This is a genomic window from Capnocytophaga sp. (assembly GCF_030532915.1).
Classification (GTDB): Bacteria; Bacteroidota; Bacteroidia; order Flavobacteriales; family Flavobacteriaceae; genus Capnocytophaga.
Map to the genome: position 1 here is coordinate 107,263 of NZ_JAUNKD010000001.1, position 19,582 is coordinate 126,844.

Below are 19,582 nucleotides of genomic sequence, written 5' to 3' on the forward strand. Positions count from 1 at the left end.
CAATTATGAAGATTCGTAAAAATATTATAAGCACTGTTGCGATATTAACGCTAATATCGTGTAGTAAGTTTGAGGAAATAAATACCGATAAATTCGGAATTACCCCAAAAATGGGAAAAACCGACGGAATCGCCATCGGTTCAAAAATAACAGCAATGCAAACGCGTGTAACTCCGGTGGGCACACAAGCCGATGGCACAGACATTGTCAATAAATACCAAATAGCATACCACTTGGCAGCCGATACTTGGAGCGGTTACTTCGCACAAAACCAAGACTGGAACGGTGGTACAAACAACACTACCTACTTTTTGATAGAAGGCTGGAATAAAGCCTCATATGCAAGTTCATACACTGAAATGTTACCCTTGTGGAGCGCTGTAAAAGAAGAAGCTCAAAAATCAGACTTTCCGGAAGCATTTGCACTGGCTCAAATTTTAAAAATTTCAGCTTGGCACAAAACCACTGATATGTTCGGCCCCATTCCTTACAAACAAGCGGGAGAGGCGCTCTTTGTTGTTCCTTACGACAGCCAACAAGATGTATATCAGTATTTTTTTGATGATTTAACAGAAGCCATCAACGTGTTAACCAATAAAGCCGAACAAGGTACAAAACTCTTTGCCCAGTACGATGCCGTATATGCCGGTGATGTCAAACAATGGGTGAAATACGCCAATTCACTGATGTTGCGCTTGGCAATGCGCATTCGTTACGCCGATGCCGTTAAAGCTCAAAAATATGCCGAACAAGCGGTTAATCACCCCATAGGAGTCATCATCTTAAAAACTGACGAGGCAAAAATGGCGAAAGGAGCCGGTTCTGTATTTATCAATAACATTGAAACTTGTGCCAATCAGTATGCCGAAACCCGAATGGGATCGTCTATGTTTTCTTATTTGGTAGGCTATCAAGACCCTCGCCTGCCGGCTTATTTTAAACCAAGCACAAGCCCTTATGCACAAGAGGTTGATTTTACCGGTGAGAAATACCAAGCTATCCCTACCGGATACGGCAATAAAAGTGAATCTTGGAAATTATTCTCCATCCCTAATATTGAGAAAGAAACTCCTACTTATTGGTTACGAGCCTCTGAGGTTTGTTTTTTACGAGCCGAAGGAGCCTTATTGGGCTGGAATATGGGAGGCAATGCGGAAGATTTTTACAGACAAGGCGTGCAAATGTCTTTTGAAGAAAATCAAATCACTTCTGATGTGGATAGTTATTTAAATTCGGGTAAACAACCCGCAAAATATGACTCCAACAGCAGACGTTGGGGAAGCAACGATGCCCCAACTACCGCCACTGCCCGATGGGAAGGCAGCAATGAGGAAAAACTCGAAAAAATAATCACACAAAAATGGATTGCCCTATACCCCAACGGACAAGAAGCTTGGAGTGAATATCGAAGAACCGGATACCCGAAATTGCATCCGGTAAGGCAAAACAGAAGCACGGGCGAAATTTCTTCACAAGAAGGCGTTAGACGGATGAAATATCCTGAATCAGGTCTTTCAGCAGAACAACGAGCTAATTTAAACAAAGCTCTTGAATTATTAGGTGGTCCTAACACAGGCGGGACAAAAGTTTGGTGGGATAAAAAATAAATTGCTATGAAATATATAAACAACATTATTTTAATAACTTTTGCAATGAGCTTAACTTTAACCTCTTGCAGCGATTGGACTAAGGACGAACTAAAAGAAATTGACCACATTGGAGGCAATAATAACATTTCAGAACCCGAAAAAAGCGCTGAGTTTTACCAAAACCTACGCCAATGGAAAGCCCAAGCCGAAAATTATGGGCGACCCGTTTCTTTCGGATGGTTCAGCAACTGGGCACCGGCAGGAGCCGTAAGAAAAGGATACCTATCAGCTTTGCCCGACAGCATTGATATGGTTTCTATGTGGAGTGGACCCTTTAATATGAGTCAGGCAAAAAAACAGGATAAAGACTACGTACAAAAAGTAAAAGGCACGAAAGTTTTTGTTTGTTACATTTTGCATAACATCGGAACGGGGATAAATCCGCCCCATATAGCCGAAAACATCAAAAAAGAAAACCCCGACCTATCCGAAGCCGAAATCAATGAGAAAATCACGAAAGCACACGAGATGTATTGGGGCTTTAAAAGCGGCATAAAGGGGGCCGATGACCACACCGAAGCCATTCGAAAATACGCCCGTGTGCTGGTAGATTCTATCGTGAAAAATGATTATGACGGCTTAGATATTGATTGGGAACCATCAGGTGCCGGCGACGGTGACGGAAACTTAAAAAACATATTTGGTGATGAAGGAAAATACTTGCATATTTTAGTAGAAGAATTGGGCAAATATTTAGGACCAAAAGCTACCGTAAACACCGGAAAACGAAGATATCTGCTCGTTGATGGTGAACTGTGGAATGTAGCCAAAGAATCAGGTCCTTATTTTGACTATTTCATATCACAAGCCTATGGCGACCGTTTCCTTGAATACAGAACTCAAGAAGCCGAATACACCTTTGGTGAAGCCTATGACACTCGAAAACACATATTTACCGAAGATTTTGAATCACGCTCCAAATCAGGCGGGGTTCTATTGGCTCAGGCTGTTTTTAACTCTAAAAAAGGACCCAAGGGAGGCGTAGGCGCATACCGAATTGATAACGATTATGACAATCAACCCGATTATAAATGGACACGAAAAGCCATCTATTTGATGCACAAGTCATATGACGAATATATGAAGAAAAAAAACAAATAAAAATAATGCAATGAAATATCTCAATTACACCATCGTATTGCTCATTTCCTTATCTTTATTCAACTGCAATAAAGACAAAGAAAACAATTTATTGGAACCGAAAATATACTTTGAAAACGAAGAAATCAAAATAGAAGTTGAACAAGGTATGGATTCATACAAGTATGACATCATTGCTCGTGTTTCCAACTTGACTGAAAATGACGTGAATGTTGAATATCAAATCGGTAACCCGGCTATTGTGGAAGAATACAACCACAAAAACGGAACAAAATACCTCCATATGAACACCGAAGATATGAAACTGGAAAAGAGCTCTTCCATCATAAAAAAAGGAGACATATATGCCCAACCTTGTGAATTAATTATTAAAAATTTGGGTAACATAAAAGAAGGCGATTCTTTTCTGATTCCCGTGCAGATAAAAAAGGCAACCCTTGCAAGTATTGAAGCAAAAACAGTGTTCATAAGCATTTCTAAACCTGTTGTAATCAACAAAGTAACCCGATTCCACGGAAAATACTTTTCTATTCCGATACCCGCCAATACAAACTTCAAATCAGTAACTTATGAAGCCCTTATATATGCCGATAGTTTCAACTGGATAAAAACAATTATGGGAATTGAAGGCAATCTGATGTTTCGATTTGGAGATACGACCATCAAAACCAACCAAATACAAATAGCAGGCGGTGTTCAATTCAATGCGCCTATGTTGTTCAACACCAAACAATGGTATCACGTGGCATTTGTGTATAACGGAAACACAAAAACCGGAGAAATTTACATAAACGGAGAAAAAGCTGCCGACAAAACCGTTGATATAAGCGCTTTTAACCTAAATGGAGATTTTTTTATAGGGTATGCCTATGATTATGATTCAACACGAACTTGGTCAGGTTGTATGAGTGAATGTCGCATCTGGAATGTAGCACGAACTGCCAACCAACTTAAAGAAAATATGTTAAGAGTAGACCCTAATTCAGAAGGACTGTTCGGTTACTGGAAACTAAACGGAACCGACGTCTATGAAAAAGACGGCAAACATTACGTGAAAGACCAAACAAAAACAAAACTTGATATTCTCTCGCGCACAGGGCAATATTCCGGCGGTTCGGGCGCTTCAACTCAACCCGAAATAATTGATTTAAAAGTTGATATTAAGTAAAATAACTTTATTTAAAAAACACAACCCTGACAACGCAAAGTTGTCAGGGTTGTTTCATTTTCACTCCGCAATTCAAAAAAAGCAGGCAAAAATTTGGCTCATTGCCAAAAAAAACTCAACTTTGAACGCAGAAAATAAATCGGTTATATATCCGCTTAACTATAAGATTTTAATGAAGATAGCAATTACAGGAATGGGCTCGGTATCGGCATTAGGCAGTTCACAAGCCGAAATCAAGCAGGCATACACCCATCAAAAAACGATGCTCCGCACCGAAAACGGACTGGCAATGGGCAAACTCGCAGAAAGCAGCCGCACAGAAGTGGAAACACTTCTGAAAAACGAACCGTCATACCAAGTCTTTGATCCTTCGGTTCTTTACGCCATTTTAGCCGCCCGAAAAGCCGTGGCATATGCAGACTGGCAATCGGCGGCGTTTGGCATCAACATCGGTTCATCGCGTGGAGCAACTTCCCTCTTCGAAACGCATCACGCTTATTTTATGGAACATAACAAATGCAAAACGCTTGCCTCACCAACCACCACACTGGGCAATATTGCCTCGCAAGTGGGGCAAGATCTAAAAGCGGACGGATTTTCCTTTTCCCACTCTATCACCTGTTCCACAGCCTTGCACGCCCTGATAAACGGTGTTGCGTGGCTGGCAAGCGGTATGGAAAAACGCTTCATCGTAGGCGGAAGCGAAGCCCCGCTCACGCCTTTCACCTTTGCACAGGCAAAAGCCTTGAAAATTTACAGTCCGTTTACAGATGTTTTTCCGTGTCGGGCAATGGATGCTTCCAAAACACACAATACAATGGTTTTAGGCGAAGGCGCCTGCGTTTTCTGTATGGAAAAAGAAGCTGAAAGCCAGCCGTTGGCATTCATCACGGGCGTGGGATATGCCACCGAAAAAATCACGCACAGCGTATCACTTTCTGCCGATGGCGAATGTTTGCAAAAATCAATGCGTATGGCACTTGGAGAAACAAGCCCTTCCGAAATAGATATTATCGTAACACACACGCCCGGAACCATCAAAGGAGATTTAGCGGAACTTACCGCCATCAAACAAGTATTTTCAGAAAAAATGCCCGCCCTGACCAACAACAAATGGAAAACGGGGCATACGTTTGGTGCCAGCGGCGCTCTCAGTCTTGAAATGGCTATCTTAATGTTACAAAACGATGAATTTTACGGTGTTCCGTATCTGAATAACACCAAAACACCTCAAAAAATACATAAAATTTTAGTTAATGCCGTAGGTTTTGGCGGAAATGCCGCTAGTGTTTTAATCGAAAAGCCATTCTGACGGATAATTTTAGAAGACAATTCTCTTTTAAAGAAAAAACGGTTTATATAACTAACCCAAAATAATTTGTCGTTATTCTTATGAAAGGTGTGAGCAAAAACGAGAAAGTAATAAGAAGGAAGTAATTCCCTCAAAATCGCCCTTCAAAAGGAGAAATAATTGTTACAAACATTTTATCCTTGCACAAAAAAATCAACCAATTGTTACAAACATTTTCTCCTCACACGAAAAAATCAACCAATTGTTACAAACATTTTATCCTCGCACGAAAAATTTGGCGGATTATCAGAAACTTTTTGCTTTCACAGAAAAAATCAGAGGAAAATTAGTCCAACAATCTGTTTTGAATTAACTATAATCCTTAAAAGTCAAATTTAAGTCCGGCGTAAAAACTGCGTCCGGGCGTGATTGGTGCATAAAACCCTACCGGCGAGGCTTTATAATTGAACAAATTATTAACGCCGGCACTAAACGTAAGATGATACGGAAGTTTTACCGATGTTTGCAATCGCCAAAGCCAATACGCCTCATAATGTGTGTAATAGTCTTCAACGGTGTTGCTTTCCTCATTGGAATGTATGGTCGTGGCAACAGCATACTTACCACTTAGAGTTACTCCGGGAACGTATTTTTGATGAGCGAGCGGCGTGTAATCGACTTTGAAAGTAAACACGTGCGGGCGACTTTCCGAAGCTCGGTTTTCAATGTCATAAAACGTATAAGTCCCCTGCAAACGCATCGTTTCGTACAAACGATATGAAAGCGAAAAATCGGAACTGACAACACGGGTTTTTCCTAAAAAATTTACGTAATCAAGTTGGTCTTTGGCATCTGACCAGCGAACGTCAATTTTATTATGCACCACCGAATATTGCGTAGTTGCATTGAAGGTCAGTTTTTTATATTGATAATCTACGGACAGATTGAAATTATCACTGGTTTCGGGTTTTAACGCCGTATTGCCCGAAATTTGAAAACCGCCTCCCCACGGATGATACCAATTGGTGTACAGTTCCTTAATGGTTGGTGCGCGAAATCCGCCGGCATAACCACCCCGAAACGAAAAATCCGCCACTTTGAAGATTGCCGAAAGGCGATACGTAAAATGGTTTTTAAAAACCGAATGGTAATCAGCACGAACACCCGTCACCAAGGTAAGTTTCGAAGTCAAAACCCAATCTTGTTGGGCAAAAAAAGCGTAGTTTTGGCTGCTTTTTGTTTCTTGTGAAGTGTCGGTTGTAAATCGAGAAGTGCGCAACTCGTCTGCCAAAATTTCACCGCCCGCCACAAAGCTGTGTTTGTTGAAAAACAATCGATTGTACTGCACATCGGCTCGGCGCAACGTATTTTGATAGTTTTTTTCTTCTTCGTCAAGCAAACGAAAATATTTGAATTTATCATAGCGATCATACATCGCACTTGCCTTTACCGACTGATTTTCTGTAAATTGATATTTCGACTGAATCGAAAAAGCATAATTGTAATAATGGTCTAACACCTTTTCAGCATCGGGACTTCCGTCATTGCGCCGACTGAAATAATAACTCGGTGCCACTTCAATATCCCATTTTGGCGAGGGCGTGAAACTCAATTTCGGGCTGACCCCGTAGTTGGAAAATCCGGCGATGTAGAATTTTTCAGGCGGAAGTTCCTTGACACTACCATCAGTATAGAAAAGTTTTCGGGGTTGGCTGTCTTCCAAGGTGTAAGGCTCACGCATTTTGTAAAATGACGCCCAATGGAGGCTTCCCCATTTTTGTTTGGTTGCCACGGAAAGATTGGCTTTTTGGTCGATGTTGGTGTCATAAACATAATCGGCACGCACTTCCAACGGGGCTTGCGCCTTTCGGGTAATGATGTTTATCACTCCGCCGATGGCATTAGAACCATAAAGCGAAGACGATGCTCCTTTGATAATTTCAATGCGCTCAACATTGTCAAGATTGACACGCTGATAATCCACATTATCAAAAGTTTCACCCGCCATTGGCTTGCTATCAACCAAAAACAGAACGTATTTACCGCCAAACCCTAACATATTGATATTGGGGCTTCCGCCTTCGTACGTAAAATGAATGCCCGATACATCGTTTTCCAAAAAACTTTCAAAATCAACCGCTTGTGATTTTGCAATTTCGTTTTTGGAGATAACTTGTACAGGCACGGGTACGTCGCTAAATTTTTTGTCGGAACGCGTTGCCGTGACGGTTATTTCTTCAATTTTGACGGCTTCCTCTTTACAGACAGAAAGCAAAATCGGGGTGTTTGTGCCTTTCTTAATTTTCACGGACGAAAACAAAGCCTTGTAGCCGTCCTTTACCAAATACAGATGATACGTTCCCGCGGGCAGATTTTCAAACCGGAAGTTGCCGTTTTGGTCGGAAAATGTATTGTGTTGCCAACCTTGAATTTCAATAAAAACGTTGGCTATTCCTTTTTGATTTTGGCAATCAACTACCCTTCCCGAAAGCGACTCTTGTGCCGGCATCGGGAGTGATAAAAACCAAAAAAACAATGCAATATAAAATCGAAACATCAACCGTTTTCTGACAAATTTCTGTAAACAAACTCGTTTTTACCAAAAAGTTCCCTTTTCAAAATCCGATAAAATATTTTGAAAAGGGCAACCTTCTATTAGTGGTTTTTCGTACTAAAATTGGTGATTCACATCGGCTATTTGATACCTAAACGAAATGTAAAACGCTTCATTTTTTTCATTGGTATAGCTGTAAATGTGCAGTTTAGCATACTTATTTTTTGCGGTTTTAACCACATAAATCCAGTTGTTTTGCACAAACGTCGGGCGATTGTTCACATATGAAAATGTTTGCCAACCGTTATTGTGAACCAATGTTTTTTTAACATCCTCCTGCAAATTTTCAGAGATATTTTTCAAAAGCCCTCTTTCGGAAATAAATTGCCAAAACGACTCGGTATATCCCATTGAAATCACGGGCGAACTTTGATTTTGCGACACGGTTCTGCCGCTGAACGTATATCGTTCAACATCAGAAACATACCCATCTTTGGGAGCTTGTGTTACTTGGTCAAAAGCGGTTAGTCGGGTGTTGAGGGCGCCACGCGTTTTTACGTCGTACTGATTGAAAGCGATATCCCAATCGGTGCTTTTGTCGGGGTCAGTTACGGGAACGATTTGGTTTTTCTCGAATGAAAAATAAACCCAATCGGTGGTAGGCACGGAAAGATTTTTATATTCTTTTGCTTTGGTAACAAGTTGATTGTCTTTATTTTCTTTTTTACAAGCAGTTGTTCCCAACATTGCAACGCATACTAGCAACAAAACAATTTTCATTTTCATAACGCTTATTTTTATACTAATTTTAATGGTGCAAAGATACGTTTTATTTAGAATTAAAAAAAATAACGCTATAAAAGTTTATGGAGATTACTTATTAAATTATGTCAGTAGCATTTTACGCTCACAACATTTGATAACAAAATGCCTTACATTGTATAACAAACTACTAATGAGCAATATAATACACAAACTTACCTAACGATTTCCCTAATTTGAAGATAAAATACCGACAACAATAAAATTACAATTCGGAATGTAATTACTTGTATCTTTTTCATATTTTCTTTCTTAGTTTAACGGAAAATATCACAAATAACAGTAAATGAATCGCTTAACAACCCTTTAAATTGTTGCCAATTTGAAAAAATATACGAGAAAAATAAAAATGACAATACCATTACCAAGTAGTCATATCATTTTTTAGCAATCATCATCTTATTCATTTTTACATTATTATGCTTTTCAACCGGTTAATAAGCCCACCTATATCCGTTTTTGTTACCAAAACCCCGCACAAACAGCCTAATAGCCCATAGAAAAAGTTTTTACGTTTTAATTTTTCATCATCAAAAAATTTGAATCCGACAATGCAAATATAACATTATGCAATGTAAAAACCTCACACTGAACGATTTTTTTACATTGAACGTTAATTCTTTTACTATATTCAGCTGTATTTCAATCTCTTACAATTTACTCAATAATATTAAAATAAAGAAAATCAAATTGTAAGCCGAATGGTACAAAATTATTTTAGAGAAATTGACTTTTTTTAATCGCAACCAAGTGAGTATGGAACCCAAACAAAATTGAGGAAAAAACAGCAAACAAATATGCACAAACGTTTTATCCTTAAAAACTTCTTCTTGGTAATTTCCAATATGAATAAATGTAAAAATAAACACATAAAGGACTGCTGTCAAAATATTTACTTGCTGCTGTTTTTCAAATAAATACTCTATTAAAATGAATAAACTTCCTGTTAATATAGCACTCATTAAAAGTGCATTATTTGGAACACTTATATTGACAAAAACAATTCCAAATAACAACGCTATTGGCCAAATTCCTCTTCTTACCAAAGGAAATCGAAAAATAAATTCTTCTAAAGGAGGGGCAAGCAGCACCGCTAAAAAGAACAACTCCACCATTCCCATAGAAGCCAACTCGTTTTGACCAGCTTCTAAACAAATGTTCAATAAACTTTTTTCTAATATAGAAAATACAATAACCACAAAAATGTTTATTGCAAAGATTTTGAATATCAACTTGTTACTTACTTTACGACGTCCTGTCACAACTAAATTGAGGATTTGTTCGCAACTACTTGATTTATAATTAAACAACTCTTAATTCTTTATATTGTAAACCAAAATCCCCATCCTAAAACCCATTTTGCTACAAGAAAAGCAATAAATGCCATAAAGAAGAGTATGACACGAGAATAAAATATACTTTTTCTTGACAAATTACTTGGTTGTTTAACAGGAGAAAACAAACCCATTGCTGATATATAACAAATTAAGGCTGGGAAATAAGAAGAAATTATATTCCAAATGCTCAGCTCCTCTTTTGCAAACCACCAAGGTAGAATAAAGTATAAAATTAATCCTGAAAACACGAGAATATTAAAGAAAATAGCGTACCAATTGTTTTTTAAAACACTTTGCTTTAGCTCGTATTCCAGACGAATATTCATATCCAAAACATTTTTAAAAGGCACAATAAAAACATCGCCTGGTATGATTTTAAAATCTTTTGAAGTCTCACTGTATCTACGTGATTTTTTTAGGAATATATACTCCAAATCCCCTGTAGAGGAATCTATGGTGTAGTCAACCAATGCTCCTTGCACCATTTTATTTTTATTTCCATCATCTTGTGTGTTGAGAACCAAATCAACCCAAGTAAATAAAAGTTTTCCTTGTGGCTTTAATTCTCCTGAAAAATGATAATGCCAAACATTTGAATAACGCCAAATAAACGTACGTACATCCAGTTTTATTGAACGGACAAACTTATAACCCAAGTAACCCGTAAGCCCCGCAACAATCACTGAAAAAATGATATAAGCCAAAAATAGAATAATATATTCTCTGTTTTTAGAAAGATATGTGAATATTTTTTGTGTATCTACCTCAGATACATTTTTTCCTTCAAGAATTGAGTCTATCCAAGGGGTGTAACTAAATATCAAAAGAGTCACCAATTGAGCTATAATTCCCCAAAAAATACTAATCACAATACGTTCACTCCATTCTCCTTTGGTAAACTGTTTTGCGAACTGGCTTGCATAATAAAAACGCCTAAAAACGAGGCCAGGAAACAATGCTGTAACAATCACTAAGATTGAATTTAGTGCAAACTCAGGAAGCATCATTTTAAAGTACTCAAGATATTGGTTGCTCTACTTCCTTTTTATTTTCAGACTCAATTTTTTTCTTTTCTTCATCTAACTTCTTGTAGAATTCCTTCATCTTTTCTTCATTAGACAAAAAAGCCTTACCTTCGGGAGTAATTAAAGCATCATCAAGCGATAATACAGCCCATATTTTATTAAAAGCAATTTTGATATCTTGGACTATTTCGCTCATAATTTGAAACATTAAATTGTTTATAGTGTATCAACAGTGTAGTTTTAACGTTGCAAAAATAGAGTTTTATGTTTTATATTCCAAAATTAAATGAGTAAAATTTCATTTTTTTGTAAAAAAACACCCCATTATTCTTTTTGCACATACTTCTTTTTTTTTGTATCTTTGACGCTCACTTGTAACAACCTTTGTATGACTGAAATAGAACGTAAATTTTTGGTTACCAACACCGATTTCAAACGCGAAGCCACTTCGCAAAAGCGCATCGTACAGGCTTTTCTCAATCGCGACCCGCATCGCACCATTCGAGTACGCATCAAAGGTGAAAAAGCCTTCCTCACCGTTAAAGGCATCGGAAATAACACAGGAACAACGCGTTTTGAGTGGGAAAAAGAAATCACGCCCGCCGAAGCCCAAACCCTCCTGCCGCTTTGTGAAGACGGAAAAATCGAAAAAATACGCTACGAAGTGCCATTTGGCGGATTCCTATGGGAAGTTGATGTTTTTGAAGGAAAACACAACGGACTGATTATCGCCGAAATAGAACTCAATCACGAAAACCAATCGTTCCCCAAACCGCATTGGCTCGGAAATGAAGTTACCGGAAATCCCGACTATTACAACAGCAATTTATAATCCCATCAAAAAAACATAAAAATGATACGTTTTATTTTAGTTTTGACCCTTATGACACTGACTAACAATATTTTCGCACAAAATAACACAAAAACAATCTCAATGAATAGCGGCTGGGAATTTTCACAAGCCGACCAAAACCAATGGCGTACAGCCGAAATTCCCGGCTCGGTACAAACCGATTTACTCAAACACAACCTCCTGCCCGACCCGTTTTTCGGCACAAACGAAAAAAAAATCCAATGGGTGGAAGACCTTGACTGGGAATATCGAAAAACCTTTACCCTCACCCCCAACGACTTACAGTATGACGTTATTACACTCCAATTTGAAGGGCTAGACACACACGCCGAAATTTTTCTTAACGGAAATCCCATCAGTCGTACCCAAAATATGTTTCTCGCCTATGACATTGCCGTAAAACCCTTTTTAAAAGTAGGCGAAAACACGCTTTTGGTGCGTTTCCGCTCGCCCATCACTCACCTGATGCCCAAACGTGCAGCGGCAGGCTTTGAATATCCGGCGGGCAATGACCATCGCAACGAAAAATTAAGCGTTTACTCGCGTAAAGCTCCCTATCATTTCGGTTGGGATTGGGGTATACGCATCGTGCAAATGGGCATTTGGCGCAACGTATGGCTTGATTTTCAAAACACGGCACGCATCACCGATTGTTTTGCCGAACAACTTTCGGTAACCCAACAAAAAGCCGCATTGCAAAATCACGTTACCCTTATTTGCGAAAAACCTATCCAAGCCCTACTTAAAATCGACTATTCACACAACGGGAAAACCATTTCCGTTTCTGAAAATGTATCATTGCAAAAGGGTGAAAATCAAGTGTGTGTTCCCATCGAAATTGAAAATCCGCAATTATGGCAACCCGTCGGTTGGGGCAAACCACATTTGTACGACGTTGTCGTTCGGCTACAAACCGATTCAGAACTTATCGGTCAGAAACAATTTAAAACGGGGCTACGTGATGCAAAATTAATCCGTGAGAAAACCCAAAACGGCGAATCGTTTTATTTTCAAATAAACGGGAAACCGCTTTTTGCCAAAGGAGCAAATTACATTCCCGGCGATATCCTCACCACCCGACAAAACAAAGCCTATTACGACCAACTTTTTGAAAACATTCGGGCTGCCAATATGAATATGATTCGCGTTTGGGGTGGCGGCATTTACGAAAACGATTATTTTTACGAACTCGCCAATCAAAACGGAATTTTAGTTTGGCAAGATTTTATGTTTGCCTGCACACCGTATCCGCACGATGCCGATTTTCTAGAAAACGTAAAAAACGAAGCCATTTACAACGTAAAACGACTGCGCAATCACCCGTGCGTGGTGCTTTGGTGCGGTAATAACGAAGTGGAAGAAAGCATCAAATACTGGGGTTTTGAAAAGCAAGTACCCGCATCGGTTTACGAAGGTTTCAAAACAGGTTACGACCTCACATTCCGTAAGTTACTTCCCGAAATTGTAACCGAATTTGACCCGCAAAAACCTTACCTGCACGGCTCGCCCGACGTTGCAAACTGGGGCAGACCCGCATCGCTTGCCTATGGCGATGCGCACTATTGGGGCGTTTGGTACGGGCGCGAACCTTTCGAAATTCTCAACACACGCATTTCGCGCTTTATGAGCGAATTCGGATTTCAGTCCTTCCCTGAAATGAAAACCATTCGCACCTTTGCCCACGAAACGGATTTTGATATCGCTTCCGAAGTGATGCAAACCCACCAAAAAAGTTCAACCGGAAACGATGCCATCAAAGAATATATGGAGCGATATTACCACACGCCCCGCAATTTTTCCGATTTCGTGTACGTCAATTTGGTAATGCAAGGCGAAGGAATGAAAAAAGGAATGCTGGCTCATCGGCGCAACCGCCCGTTTTGTATGGGAACGCTCTACTGGCAGTTAAACGACAGCTGGCCTGTGGTGTCGTGGGCAAGCATCGATTATTACAACAACTGGAAAGCCTTACACTACAAAACTCGCGAAGCATTTGCCCCCATTGCAGTGGATATGTACGAAAATCCAAAAAACAGAAAGACCGAGTTTTATGTTTACTCCGACGTTTTGGAAGAAAAACAAGCCATTTTAACAGTTGAACTCATTGATTTTAATGGAAAGATTCGCAAACAAAGTAAAAAAGAAATTACAATCAATCCAAATGAGAGTAAATTAGTTAAAAGTCTATATACATTTATGTACATCAGCAATAAAAATAAGCAAAAACGCTTTGCAAAAGTTACGTTATCTGACCGTGAAGGCAAAACACTGGCTGCTGACCATTTCTTTTTCAACTGGGCAAAAGAATTACAATTACCTCAAACAGAAATAGAAACAACAGTACATCATTCTGACGGAAAGTATGTACTAAAACTCAAAAGCAATCGATTAGCAAAAAATGTTTTTGTTGAAATACCGGTACAAGGCGCTAAATTCAGTGATAATTTCTTTGATTTACTCCCTAATGAAGAAAAAACCATTGAAATCTCTTCACCCGAACTTAAAACCAGCAATCCAACACCTTTTTCTGTTAAACATTTACGACAAACCTATTAAAAAATCAGCTGAATTAATATCATTTACATAATAATTACATAAATTCACTTGTGAATTAAGCACATTTATCATCTAATTACTAAAACTCACAAGTGATTTTATATAGTTTTGCTTCAATAGTATTAAAAAATTATCTGAAATATTACTATTAGTATACAAATTAAATAAATTTACTTGTGAGTTAAGAACATTTTAACCTTAATAAACAAAAATCACAAGTGAACTTATATAGTTTACACTATAATCATATAAATTCATTCAAAACATAATATAAATCATAACTAAACTATTTCACATAGTAAAAAAACTACTTTACTTTTTAGATATTTATCTTATTTTATAAAAATACTTGTAGTACACACAAAAAAAATGACTTAAATCATCAATTAAATTTAAGTCATTAATAGATAAATCAATAAAAAAATGCTGTTATAAAAGGTTATTTTGTTACAATAACGATACCTTTTTGTAAGAGTAAGTTATTTGGCAATAAAATTTCTTCTCCTTCGATAGTTTTTAATAAGGTATAGAATGATTTTATATCGATAATTTCAGCTTCAATAGGATAATCTTTGTCCATTATTTTGATTTGGTCACCAATTCGAAATGGAAATGAGAAAAATACAATAATCCCTGCCGTGATGTTACTTAAAATAGACCATTGTGCAAAAAACGCAACACCGATAACGGTTAATACTGATGACAAAAATAAAAATAATTGCTCGCGTTTAATTCCCCAAATAGAAACTAAAATGATTAACACCAGTAACCAAATTAAATAATCAACATAACGCTTTACCAAGTTGGAACGCGCTTGTGAAAAGTTAGATTTTTCCGTAAATTTCGCAATGATTGAATTAATTATCAGCCGAATAACCACAAAAACCACGATGGTTACTGCCGTGGCGATAAGTTGATTTCCGTAAGTGTCGAAAAAAGAAGTGAACCGCATCATAATACAAAAATATGCGCAAAAATACGGATTTTTAATCGATACCATTGCGTTTTTTCATCAGAAAAGTAGCGTTTCTGTTGCGGCAAATGCCGTCTCTGATTTTGTAATCAAAACGAAGTTGGTCATTTTCAATAATTCCCCCAAAATAGTTATTTGCAAGCGTTTGCGGATATTTTTCAGCCAATTTGCCCAAACGTAAAAAGAAATCTCTTTTACCGAAACCGGTAAAAGAGATTGATTTTCAATATTTTTAAATCTATTTTTGTTCTTTAATCAAATACAAATACACCGGAAAATGGTCAGAGTACCCCCAAGTGTAATTTCCGTTGGACATACTTCGGTACGGATAACCTTTATATTTCCCTTTTTGATTGGCAAGATAAGGCTTGTTGAACACGGCTGCTTTCCAGTAACGATAAGTTGATTTGTCATCTTTAAGCAACTCGTGGGTGAAATAAATCTGGTCGAAGAGATTCCAACCGTCTTGATATGCCAACGAACCGATGCCTTTTTTGAGCATTTCTTCCATCGGGTTGTAAAGCCCGCCGGGTTTTACTTTTTCTTTTTTGCCTTCGGTTTTTAAGATTTTTTTGAAACTGGCGTTGGTGGGGTCGTCATTGAAATCGCCCATACTGAATATTTTAGCGTTGGGGTCTTTTGCCAGCAGCGAATCGATTATTTTTTTGTTCAGTGCGGCGGCGGCTTCGCGTTTGGGGCGACTGACTGCTTCCCCTCCACTTCTTGAAGGCCAGTGATTTACGATAAAATGCATTGGCTCACCATCAAACATTCCGCTTACTAACAATTGGTCACGCGTGTGGCGTCGTTTTCCGTCAGAATCATACACTTCCAAAGTGTGTTTGGAGGTTGCCGTGGGCTTAAAAACTTTCTTTTTGTAGATAAACGCTACGTCAATTCCGCGACTGTCGGGCGAATCGTAATGCACAATACCATAGTTATACTTTTTCAAATAATCGGTGTTTATCAAATCGGAAACCACCGACATATTTTCAACCTCACACAAGCCCATCACATCGGGTGCTTGTTTGGTAAGGTCGCTACCTATTTCAGAAATCACCTTGGCAATTTTCTGTACGTGGTCGTTGTAAACTTTCGACGTCCAGCGGTCAGCACCTTCGGGGGTGCGGTCATCGTCAAACTTGTGTGGGTCATTGATGGTGTCAAATAAGTTTTCAACATTGTAAAAAGCTACCGTTCTGACCATAAATCTCCTGTCTTGTGCTTGTAATTTCAGTATTGAAAAACAGAACAATACCAAAAAAAGCCATAAGCCGTCATATTTTTTCATCTTTCTTTATATTTTTCGTAGCAATTGGCACGGACTATCAAAAATCGATTTTCAGTTGAGCGGGCAACAGCTGAAACGTTTTGCGATGATAGGGTGTTATGCCGAATTTACTGATGGCTTCACGATGTTCTTTGGTCGGGTATCCTTTGTTTTTTTTCCATTGATACATCGGGAACTCGGCGTCAATCTGTTGCATATACGCATCTCGGGCAGTTTTTGCCAAGACCGAAGCCGCCGCAATGGTTTGAATTTTAGCATCGCCTTTCACTATGCAAGCGTGCGGAATGCTTCCAAATTTCACGAACTTATTCCCATCAACAGCGATAAAATCGGGCGTTGTGTGTAACTGTTGCAAAGCGGTGTGCATTGCCAAGATTGATGCCCGTAAGATGTTCAGCTCATCAATTTCAGCAGGAAAAATGTGAGCCACTGCATAGGCAACTGCCTCTTGCTGAATAACTTCTTTGAGATAGAGTCGTTTTTTTTCAGATAATTGTTTGGAGTCGGTCAAAATATCGTTTTTGAAATCTTTGGGCAATATGACCGCCGCTGCCGTTACCGGTCCGGCTAAACAACCTCTGCCTGCCTCATCAGTACCCGCCTCATTGTGTGTGTGATAGAACAACTGCATTGCCATCTTTTAAATTGCAAAGATAACGAAAATAAAGAGACTTTTTTCAAATTCTGAAAAAATATCTTTAAAAAACGCAGATTAAAATCGGGGTAACTTTTCAGGAGCAATGTCTTCTACTTGATAATCAGCAAAGTTTTTCAAGTAATTTTGTAGGGTAGTTCCGTTAGCATCGGCAAAAGCATAACTGCCTCGGCTTCGGAGGTAATTCTTAACACTTTGAGCGCCAGCTAAATGTGCCGCCGCCAAAATTCCCGACTCGGTAATATGTATACCATTGATGCACTTGCCTACAAACTGACTGATTTCTTTTCGTAAAACCCATTTGTTTCGCTTGACACTCAACGTGAAAAGGCGTTCTTGTTGCTCGGGCGATTTTAAAAATTCGGCAGCATTTTTAACACCGTAAAACTGCAAAGCCGATTTACCGAATTGATATTTACCCATATAACCATATTGGTTTACAATGAAGTAGTTGCCTCGTGATTCTCGGTAAGCCAAGGCTTCTTTAAAACCGATAAATGTTTTGCCAATGTGCGGCGGATTAAGTGTAAGTTTTTCGTTTTTTTCATTTTCTTTACCAACCGGCATTACGGTTGCCTGCTGGGGGTCTGTTACTATAAAATTGGTGTGAACCTCTACTTTAACGGGAGCTTCATCGCTGATTGTGAAGCACATAAAAAATAAACTAAGTAGTCCTAATACAGTAAAAAAATACCTTTTTTTTGTTTTAATCATCCTAATTTAATTTCTTTAAGACTTACGTTGTTTCCTTAACGGGAAAAGACAACCGCTTAAAATTTGCGGGGGCAAAGATAGTCATTTTTCATAAAACCAAAACTACACTCTTTGGAACGATGTTAATACGCAAAGTGTTTTCAGTGAAAATTTTGCTACTTTTAACTTTTAAGTCTTAATTTTTAACTTGTTTTTACATTAATACACCCAATTGTTAAAAACCGATAAACATCCCCAAACGATGACAAAAAAAGGTTGTGTTGTAAATACTCCAACACAACCTTCTATTTTATTTCAAACGATAACCTAACCGCTTTAATTACTTACGGTTAGTGAAAGCATTTTTCCTTTTTGATATCTTCTTTAATAATCTCACCATTACGCACCAACTGCAACGTTATTTTGACATCATTATTCATAAGCGAAACGCGCTGTGCATCTTTTGTTATCTATCTCTCAATTCGATAATATTATGAGTATAAGTATCAATCACTTCCACTTCGGTATTATCTTTTAGGCGACGTACTTTGTACGAAATGGGCACCGAAGTTTCGGTAACATTCTGTGCATTAGGCATCTGAACAAATTTAACGAAACTTTCATAATTATCAACCTTGTTAGCCAATTCAACCGGCCCGCCCGAAATTTTCAATCGTACTTTTCCTTCTTGGAACAGGTTTTGGAATTCTTTCGTATACGCTGCATTAGCCTGTGCATCAACATATTTAACAGCTACTTCCAACGAGGCTTTCACCATTTTACGCACCTCTTCAACTGATTTGGTAGTTTCTACAAAAATATACCCCACACGCCCGTAATCCACACTGCTGATATATAGCGGTTCATATTCACCCATATCTTTAACATCAATATCTCCCACTATCCAAGAAGAATAATGTTTTGGGTCAATCGACACGTTATAAATATGTTGGCGGAAAGCCACCATTACATAACTCTTTGTAAGTGAATTACTTTCATCTTTTTGATAGTCAAAACTCGCTTTTACCAAACTTGCCATTACATTTGCTTCTGCGTGAATTTTTAGCGAAGTTTTAAAGTGTTGCTCGGTAGTAACCGTATTGCTTTCGTAAGAAAAAACAGCCGGTATAAAATCAAAATTAATTCCTTGTTTTTGACGTGCAATTAGGGCATTCATCGTTCCCCGAACATCACTCAACACGGGCTTTGTGGTTTCAGAAACGTTGATATCTCCTTTCAGCGACACTGACAACGTTACGGGATTAAACTCATTACGAAGCGTTAGCGGGTCATATTTTCCTTTCATAAACGAATCGCCTCGCAACATACTTCCCGGATAAATCACATCACTCATCGTTTCAGCTACGATTGAAAGCGGCGTGATGCTGTATTGTTCCTGCACGGTTGAAAGATACTCGTACTGATTTTTACTCGTAGTGGGGTCAAGCACTACATTGCCCGTTTTTTTACTGGCAATGATTTTAGGAGTTTCTTTTTCATAAACCACCGGCTTTAACTGTTCAATGGTTTGGGCAGTGTCGCCTCCTTTATCACCACACGACACCGCTGTGATTGCCGTTGTTACCAACAGACCTAAAATAAACCTCTTCATAG

17 protein-coding genes are annotated in these 19,582 nt (G+C 38.5%); 6 read left to right on the forward strand and 11 right to left on the reverse strand.

From position 1 onward, the window contains the following. The first annotated feature begins 5 nt into the window (after positions 1-5). From Q4D72_RS00480 to Q4D72_RS00495, 4 genes are all read left to right on the forward strand, one after another. The gene (locus tag Q4D72_RS00480) at positions 6-1,607 is read left to right on the forward strand and encodes a RagB/SusD family nutrient uptake outer membrane protein (RefSeq protein WP_303075443.1); all 1,602 of its coding nucleotides are present in this window, start codon (positions 6-8) and stop codon (positions 1,605-1,607) included. Positions 1,608-1,613: 6 nt separating this feature from the next. Continuing rightward, on the forward strand, positions 1,614-2,750 hold the full coding sequence (locus tag Q4D72_RS00485) for a glycoside hydrolase family 18 (RefSeq protein ID WP_303075444.1): 1,137 nt from the start codon (positions 1,614-1,616) through the stop codon (positions 2,748-2,750). A gap of 10 nt (positions 2,751-2,760) precedes the next feature. After that, entirely contained in the window at positions 2,761-3,918 is a 1,158-nt protein-coding gene (locus Q4D72_RS00490) for a DUF1735 and LamG domain-containing protein (RefSeq protein ID WP_303075445.1), read from the forward strand. 172 nt (positions 3,919-4,090) lie between these two features. Then, complete coding sequence (locus Q4D72_RS00495; protein WP_303075479.1) at positions 4,091-5,230, forward strand: beta-ketoacyl synthase N-terminal-like domain-containing protein; 1,140 nt, start codon at positions 4,091-4,093, stop codon at positions 5,228-5,230. 361 nt (positions 5,231-5,591) lie between these two features. Here the strand turns inward: Q4D72_RS00495 and Q4D72_RS00500 are convergent, their stop codons facing one another. The 5 genes from Q4D72_RS00500 to Q4D72_RS00520 all read right to left on the reverse strand — a co-directional run bounded on the left by Q4D72_RS00500 (position 5,592) and on the right by Q4D72_RS00520 (position 11,143). Next, on the reverse strand, positions 5,592-7,766 hold the full coding sequence (locus tag Q4D72_RS00500; protein ID WP_303075446.1) for a TonB-dependent receptor: 2,175 nt from the start codon (positions 7,764-7,766) through the stop codon (positions 5,592-5,594). A gap of 114 nt (positions 7,767-7,880) precedes the next feature. Next, entirely contained in the window at positions 7,881-8,549 is a 669-nt protein-coding gene (locus Q4D72_RS00505; protein WP_303075447.1) for an HmuY family protein, read from the reverse strand. 686 nt (positions 8,550-9,235) lie between these two features. Then, positions 9,236-9,847, reverse strand: coding sequence for a CPBP family glutamic-type intramembrane protease (locus Q4D72_RS00510; protein WP_303075448.1), 612 nt, complete (start codon positions 9,845-9,847; stop codon positions 9,236-9,238). Between the two features lie 59 nt (positions 9,848-9,906). Next, positions 9,907-10,929, reverse strand: a complete 1,023-nt coding sequence (locus tag Q4D72_RS00515) for a hypothetical protein (protein ID WP_303075449.1) — start codon at positions 10,927-10,929, stop codon at positions 9,907-9,909. A 10-nt stretch (positions 10,930-10,939) separates the two neighbouring features. Continuing rightward, entirely contained in the window at positions 10,940-11,143 is a 204-nt protein-coding gene (locus tag Q4D72_RS00520; protein ID WP_303075450.1) for a hypothetical protein, read from the reverse strand. Between the two features lie 192 nt (positions 11,144-11,335). On the opposite strand from Q4D72_RS00520, the gene Q4D72_RS00525 reads away from it, so the two are divergent. Next, positions 11,336-11,779 (forward strand): CYTH domain-containing protein, encoded by a 444-nt coding sequence (locus Q4D72_RS00525; RefSeq protein ID WP_303075451.1) that lies wholly within the window; start codon positions 11,336-11,338, stop codon positions 11,777-11,779. 21 nt (positions 11,780-11,800) lie between these two features. Continuing rightward, a complete protein-coding gene (locus Q4D72_RS00530; RefSeq protein ID WP_303075452.1) occupies positions 11,801-14,356 on the forward strand; it encodes a glycoside hydrolase family 2 protein in 2,556 nt (851 codons plus the stop codon). Positions 14,357-14,795: 439 nt separating this feature from the next. Here Q4D72_RS00530 and Q4D72_RS00535 read toward each other — a convergent pair whose 3' ends face one another. The 6 genes from Q4D72_RS00535 to Q4D72_RS00560 form a co-directional block, all read right to left on the reverse strand. Next, positions 14,796-15,311 carry a mechanosensitive ion channel family protein gene (locus Q4D72_RS00535; RefSeq protein ID WP_303075480.1) on the reverse strand — a complete coding sequence of 172 codons (516 nt, stop codon included), beginning with the start codon at positions 15,309-15,311 and terminating at the stop codon, positions 14,796-14,798. A 31-nt stretch (positions 15,312-15,342) separates the two neighbouring features. After that, positions 15,343-15,495: a hypothetical protein gene (locus tag Q4D72_RS00540; RefSeq protein WP_303075453.1), complete on the reverse strand. Its 153-nt coding sequence runs from the start codon at positions 15,493-15,495 to the stop codon at positions 15,343-15,345. A 72-nt stretch (positions 15,496-15,567) separates the two neighbouring features. Then, positions 15,568-16,620, reverse strand: a complete 1,053-nt coding sequence (locus Q4D72_RS00545) for an endonuclease/exonuclease/phosphatase family protein (RefSeq protein ID WP_303075454.1) — start codon at positions 16,618-16,620, stop codon at positions 15,568-15,570. Between the two features lie 37 nt (positions 16,621-16,657). Then, positions 16,658-17,251 (reverse strand): ribonuclease HII, encoded by a 594-nt coding sequence (locus Q4D72_RS00550; protein WP_303075481.1) that lies wholly within the window; start codon positions 17,249-17,251, stop codon positions 16,658-16,660. Between the two features lie 81 nt (positions 17,252-17,332). Further along, positions 17,333-17,989 carry a peptidoglycan-binding protein LysM gene (locus tag Q4D72_RS00555; RefSeq protein ID WP_303075455.1) on the reverse strand — a complete coding sequence of 219 codons (657 nt, stop codon included), beginning with the start codon at positions 17,987-17,989 and terminating at the stop codon, positions 17,333-17,335. Between the two features lie 445 nt (positions 17,990-18,434). Further along, positions 18,435-19,580, reverse strand: a complete 1,146-nt coding sequence (locus Q4D72_RS00560; RefSeq protein WP_303075456.1) for a thiol-activated cytolysin family protein — start codon at positions 19,578-19,580, stop codon at positions 18,435-18,437. Positions 19,581-19,582: the final 2 nt, after the last annotated feature.

Coding starts and splice junctions, on each gene's coding strand:
- Q4D72_RS00480 (WP_303075443.1), top strand. CDS start 6: ATGAAGATTCGTAAAAATATTATAAGCACTGTTGCGATATTAACGCTA.
- Q4D72_RS00485 (WP_303075444.1), top strand. CDS start 1,614: ATGAAATATATAAACAACATTATTTTAATAACTTTTGCAATGAGCTTA.
- Q4D72_RS00490 (WP_303075445.1), top strand. CDS start 2,761: ATGAAATATCTCAATTACACCATCGTATTGCTCATTTCCTTATCTTTA.
- Q4D72_RS00495 (WP_303075479.1), top strand. CDS start 4,091: ATGAAGATAGCAATTACAGGAATGGGCTCGGTATCGGCATTAGGCAGT.
- Q4D72_RS00500 (WP_303075446.1), bottom strand. CDS start 7,766: ATGTTTCGATTTTATATTGCATTGTTTTTTTGGTTTTTATCACTCCCG.
- Q4D72_RS00505 (WP_303075447.1), bottom strand. CDS start 8,549: ATGAAAATGAAAATTGTTTTGTTGCTAGTATGCGTTGCAATGTTGGGA.
- Q4D72_RS00515 (WP_303075449.1), bottom strand. CDS start 10,929: ATGATGCTTCCTGAGTTTGCACTAAATTCAATCTTAGTGATTGTTACA.
- Q4D72_RS00520 (WP_303075450.1), bottom strand. CDS start 11,143: ATGAGCGAAATAGTCCAAGATATCAAAATTGCTTTTAATAAAATATGG.
- Q4D72_RS00525 (WP_303075451.1), top strand. CDS start 11,336: ATGACTGAAATAGAACGTAAATTTTTGGTTACCAACACCGATTTCAAA.
- Q4D72_RS00530 (WP_303075452.1), top strand. CDS start 11,801: ATGATACGTTTTATTTTAGTTTTGACCCTTATGACACTGACTAACAAT.
- Q4D72_RS00535 (WP_303075480.1), bottom strand. CDS start 15,311: ATGATGCGGTTCACTTCTTTTTTCGACACTTACGGAAATCAACTTATC.
- Q4D72_RS00545 (WP_303075454.1), bottom strand. CDS start 16,620: ATGAAAAAATATGACGGCTTATGGCTTTTTTTGGTATTGTTCTGTTTT.
- Q4D72_RS00550 (WP_303075481.1), bottom strand. CDS start 17,251: ATGCAGTTGTTCTATCACACACACAATGAGGCGGGTACTGATGAGGCA.
- Q4D72_RS00555 (WP_303075455.1), bottom strand. CDS start 17,989: ATGATTAAAACAAAAAAAAGGTATTTTTTTACTGTATTAGGACTACTT.
- Q4D72_RS00560 (WP_303075456.1), bottom strand. CDS start 19,580: ATGAAGAGGTTTATTTTAGGTCTGTTGGTAACAACGGCAATCACAGCG.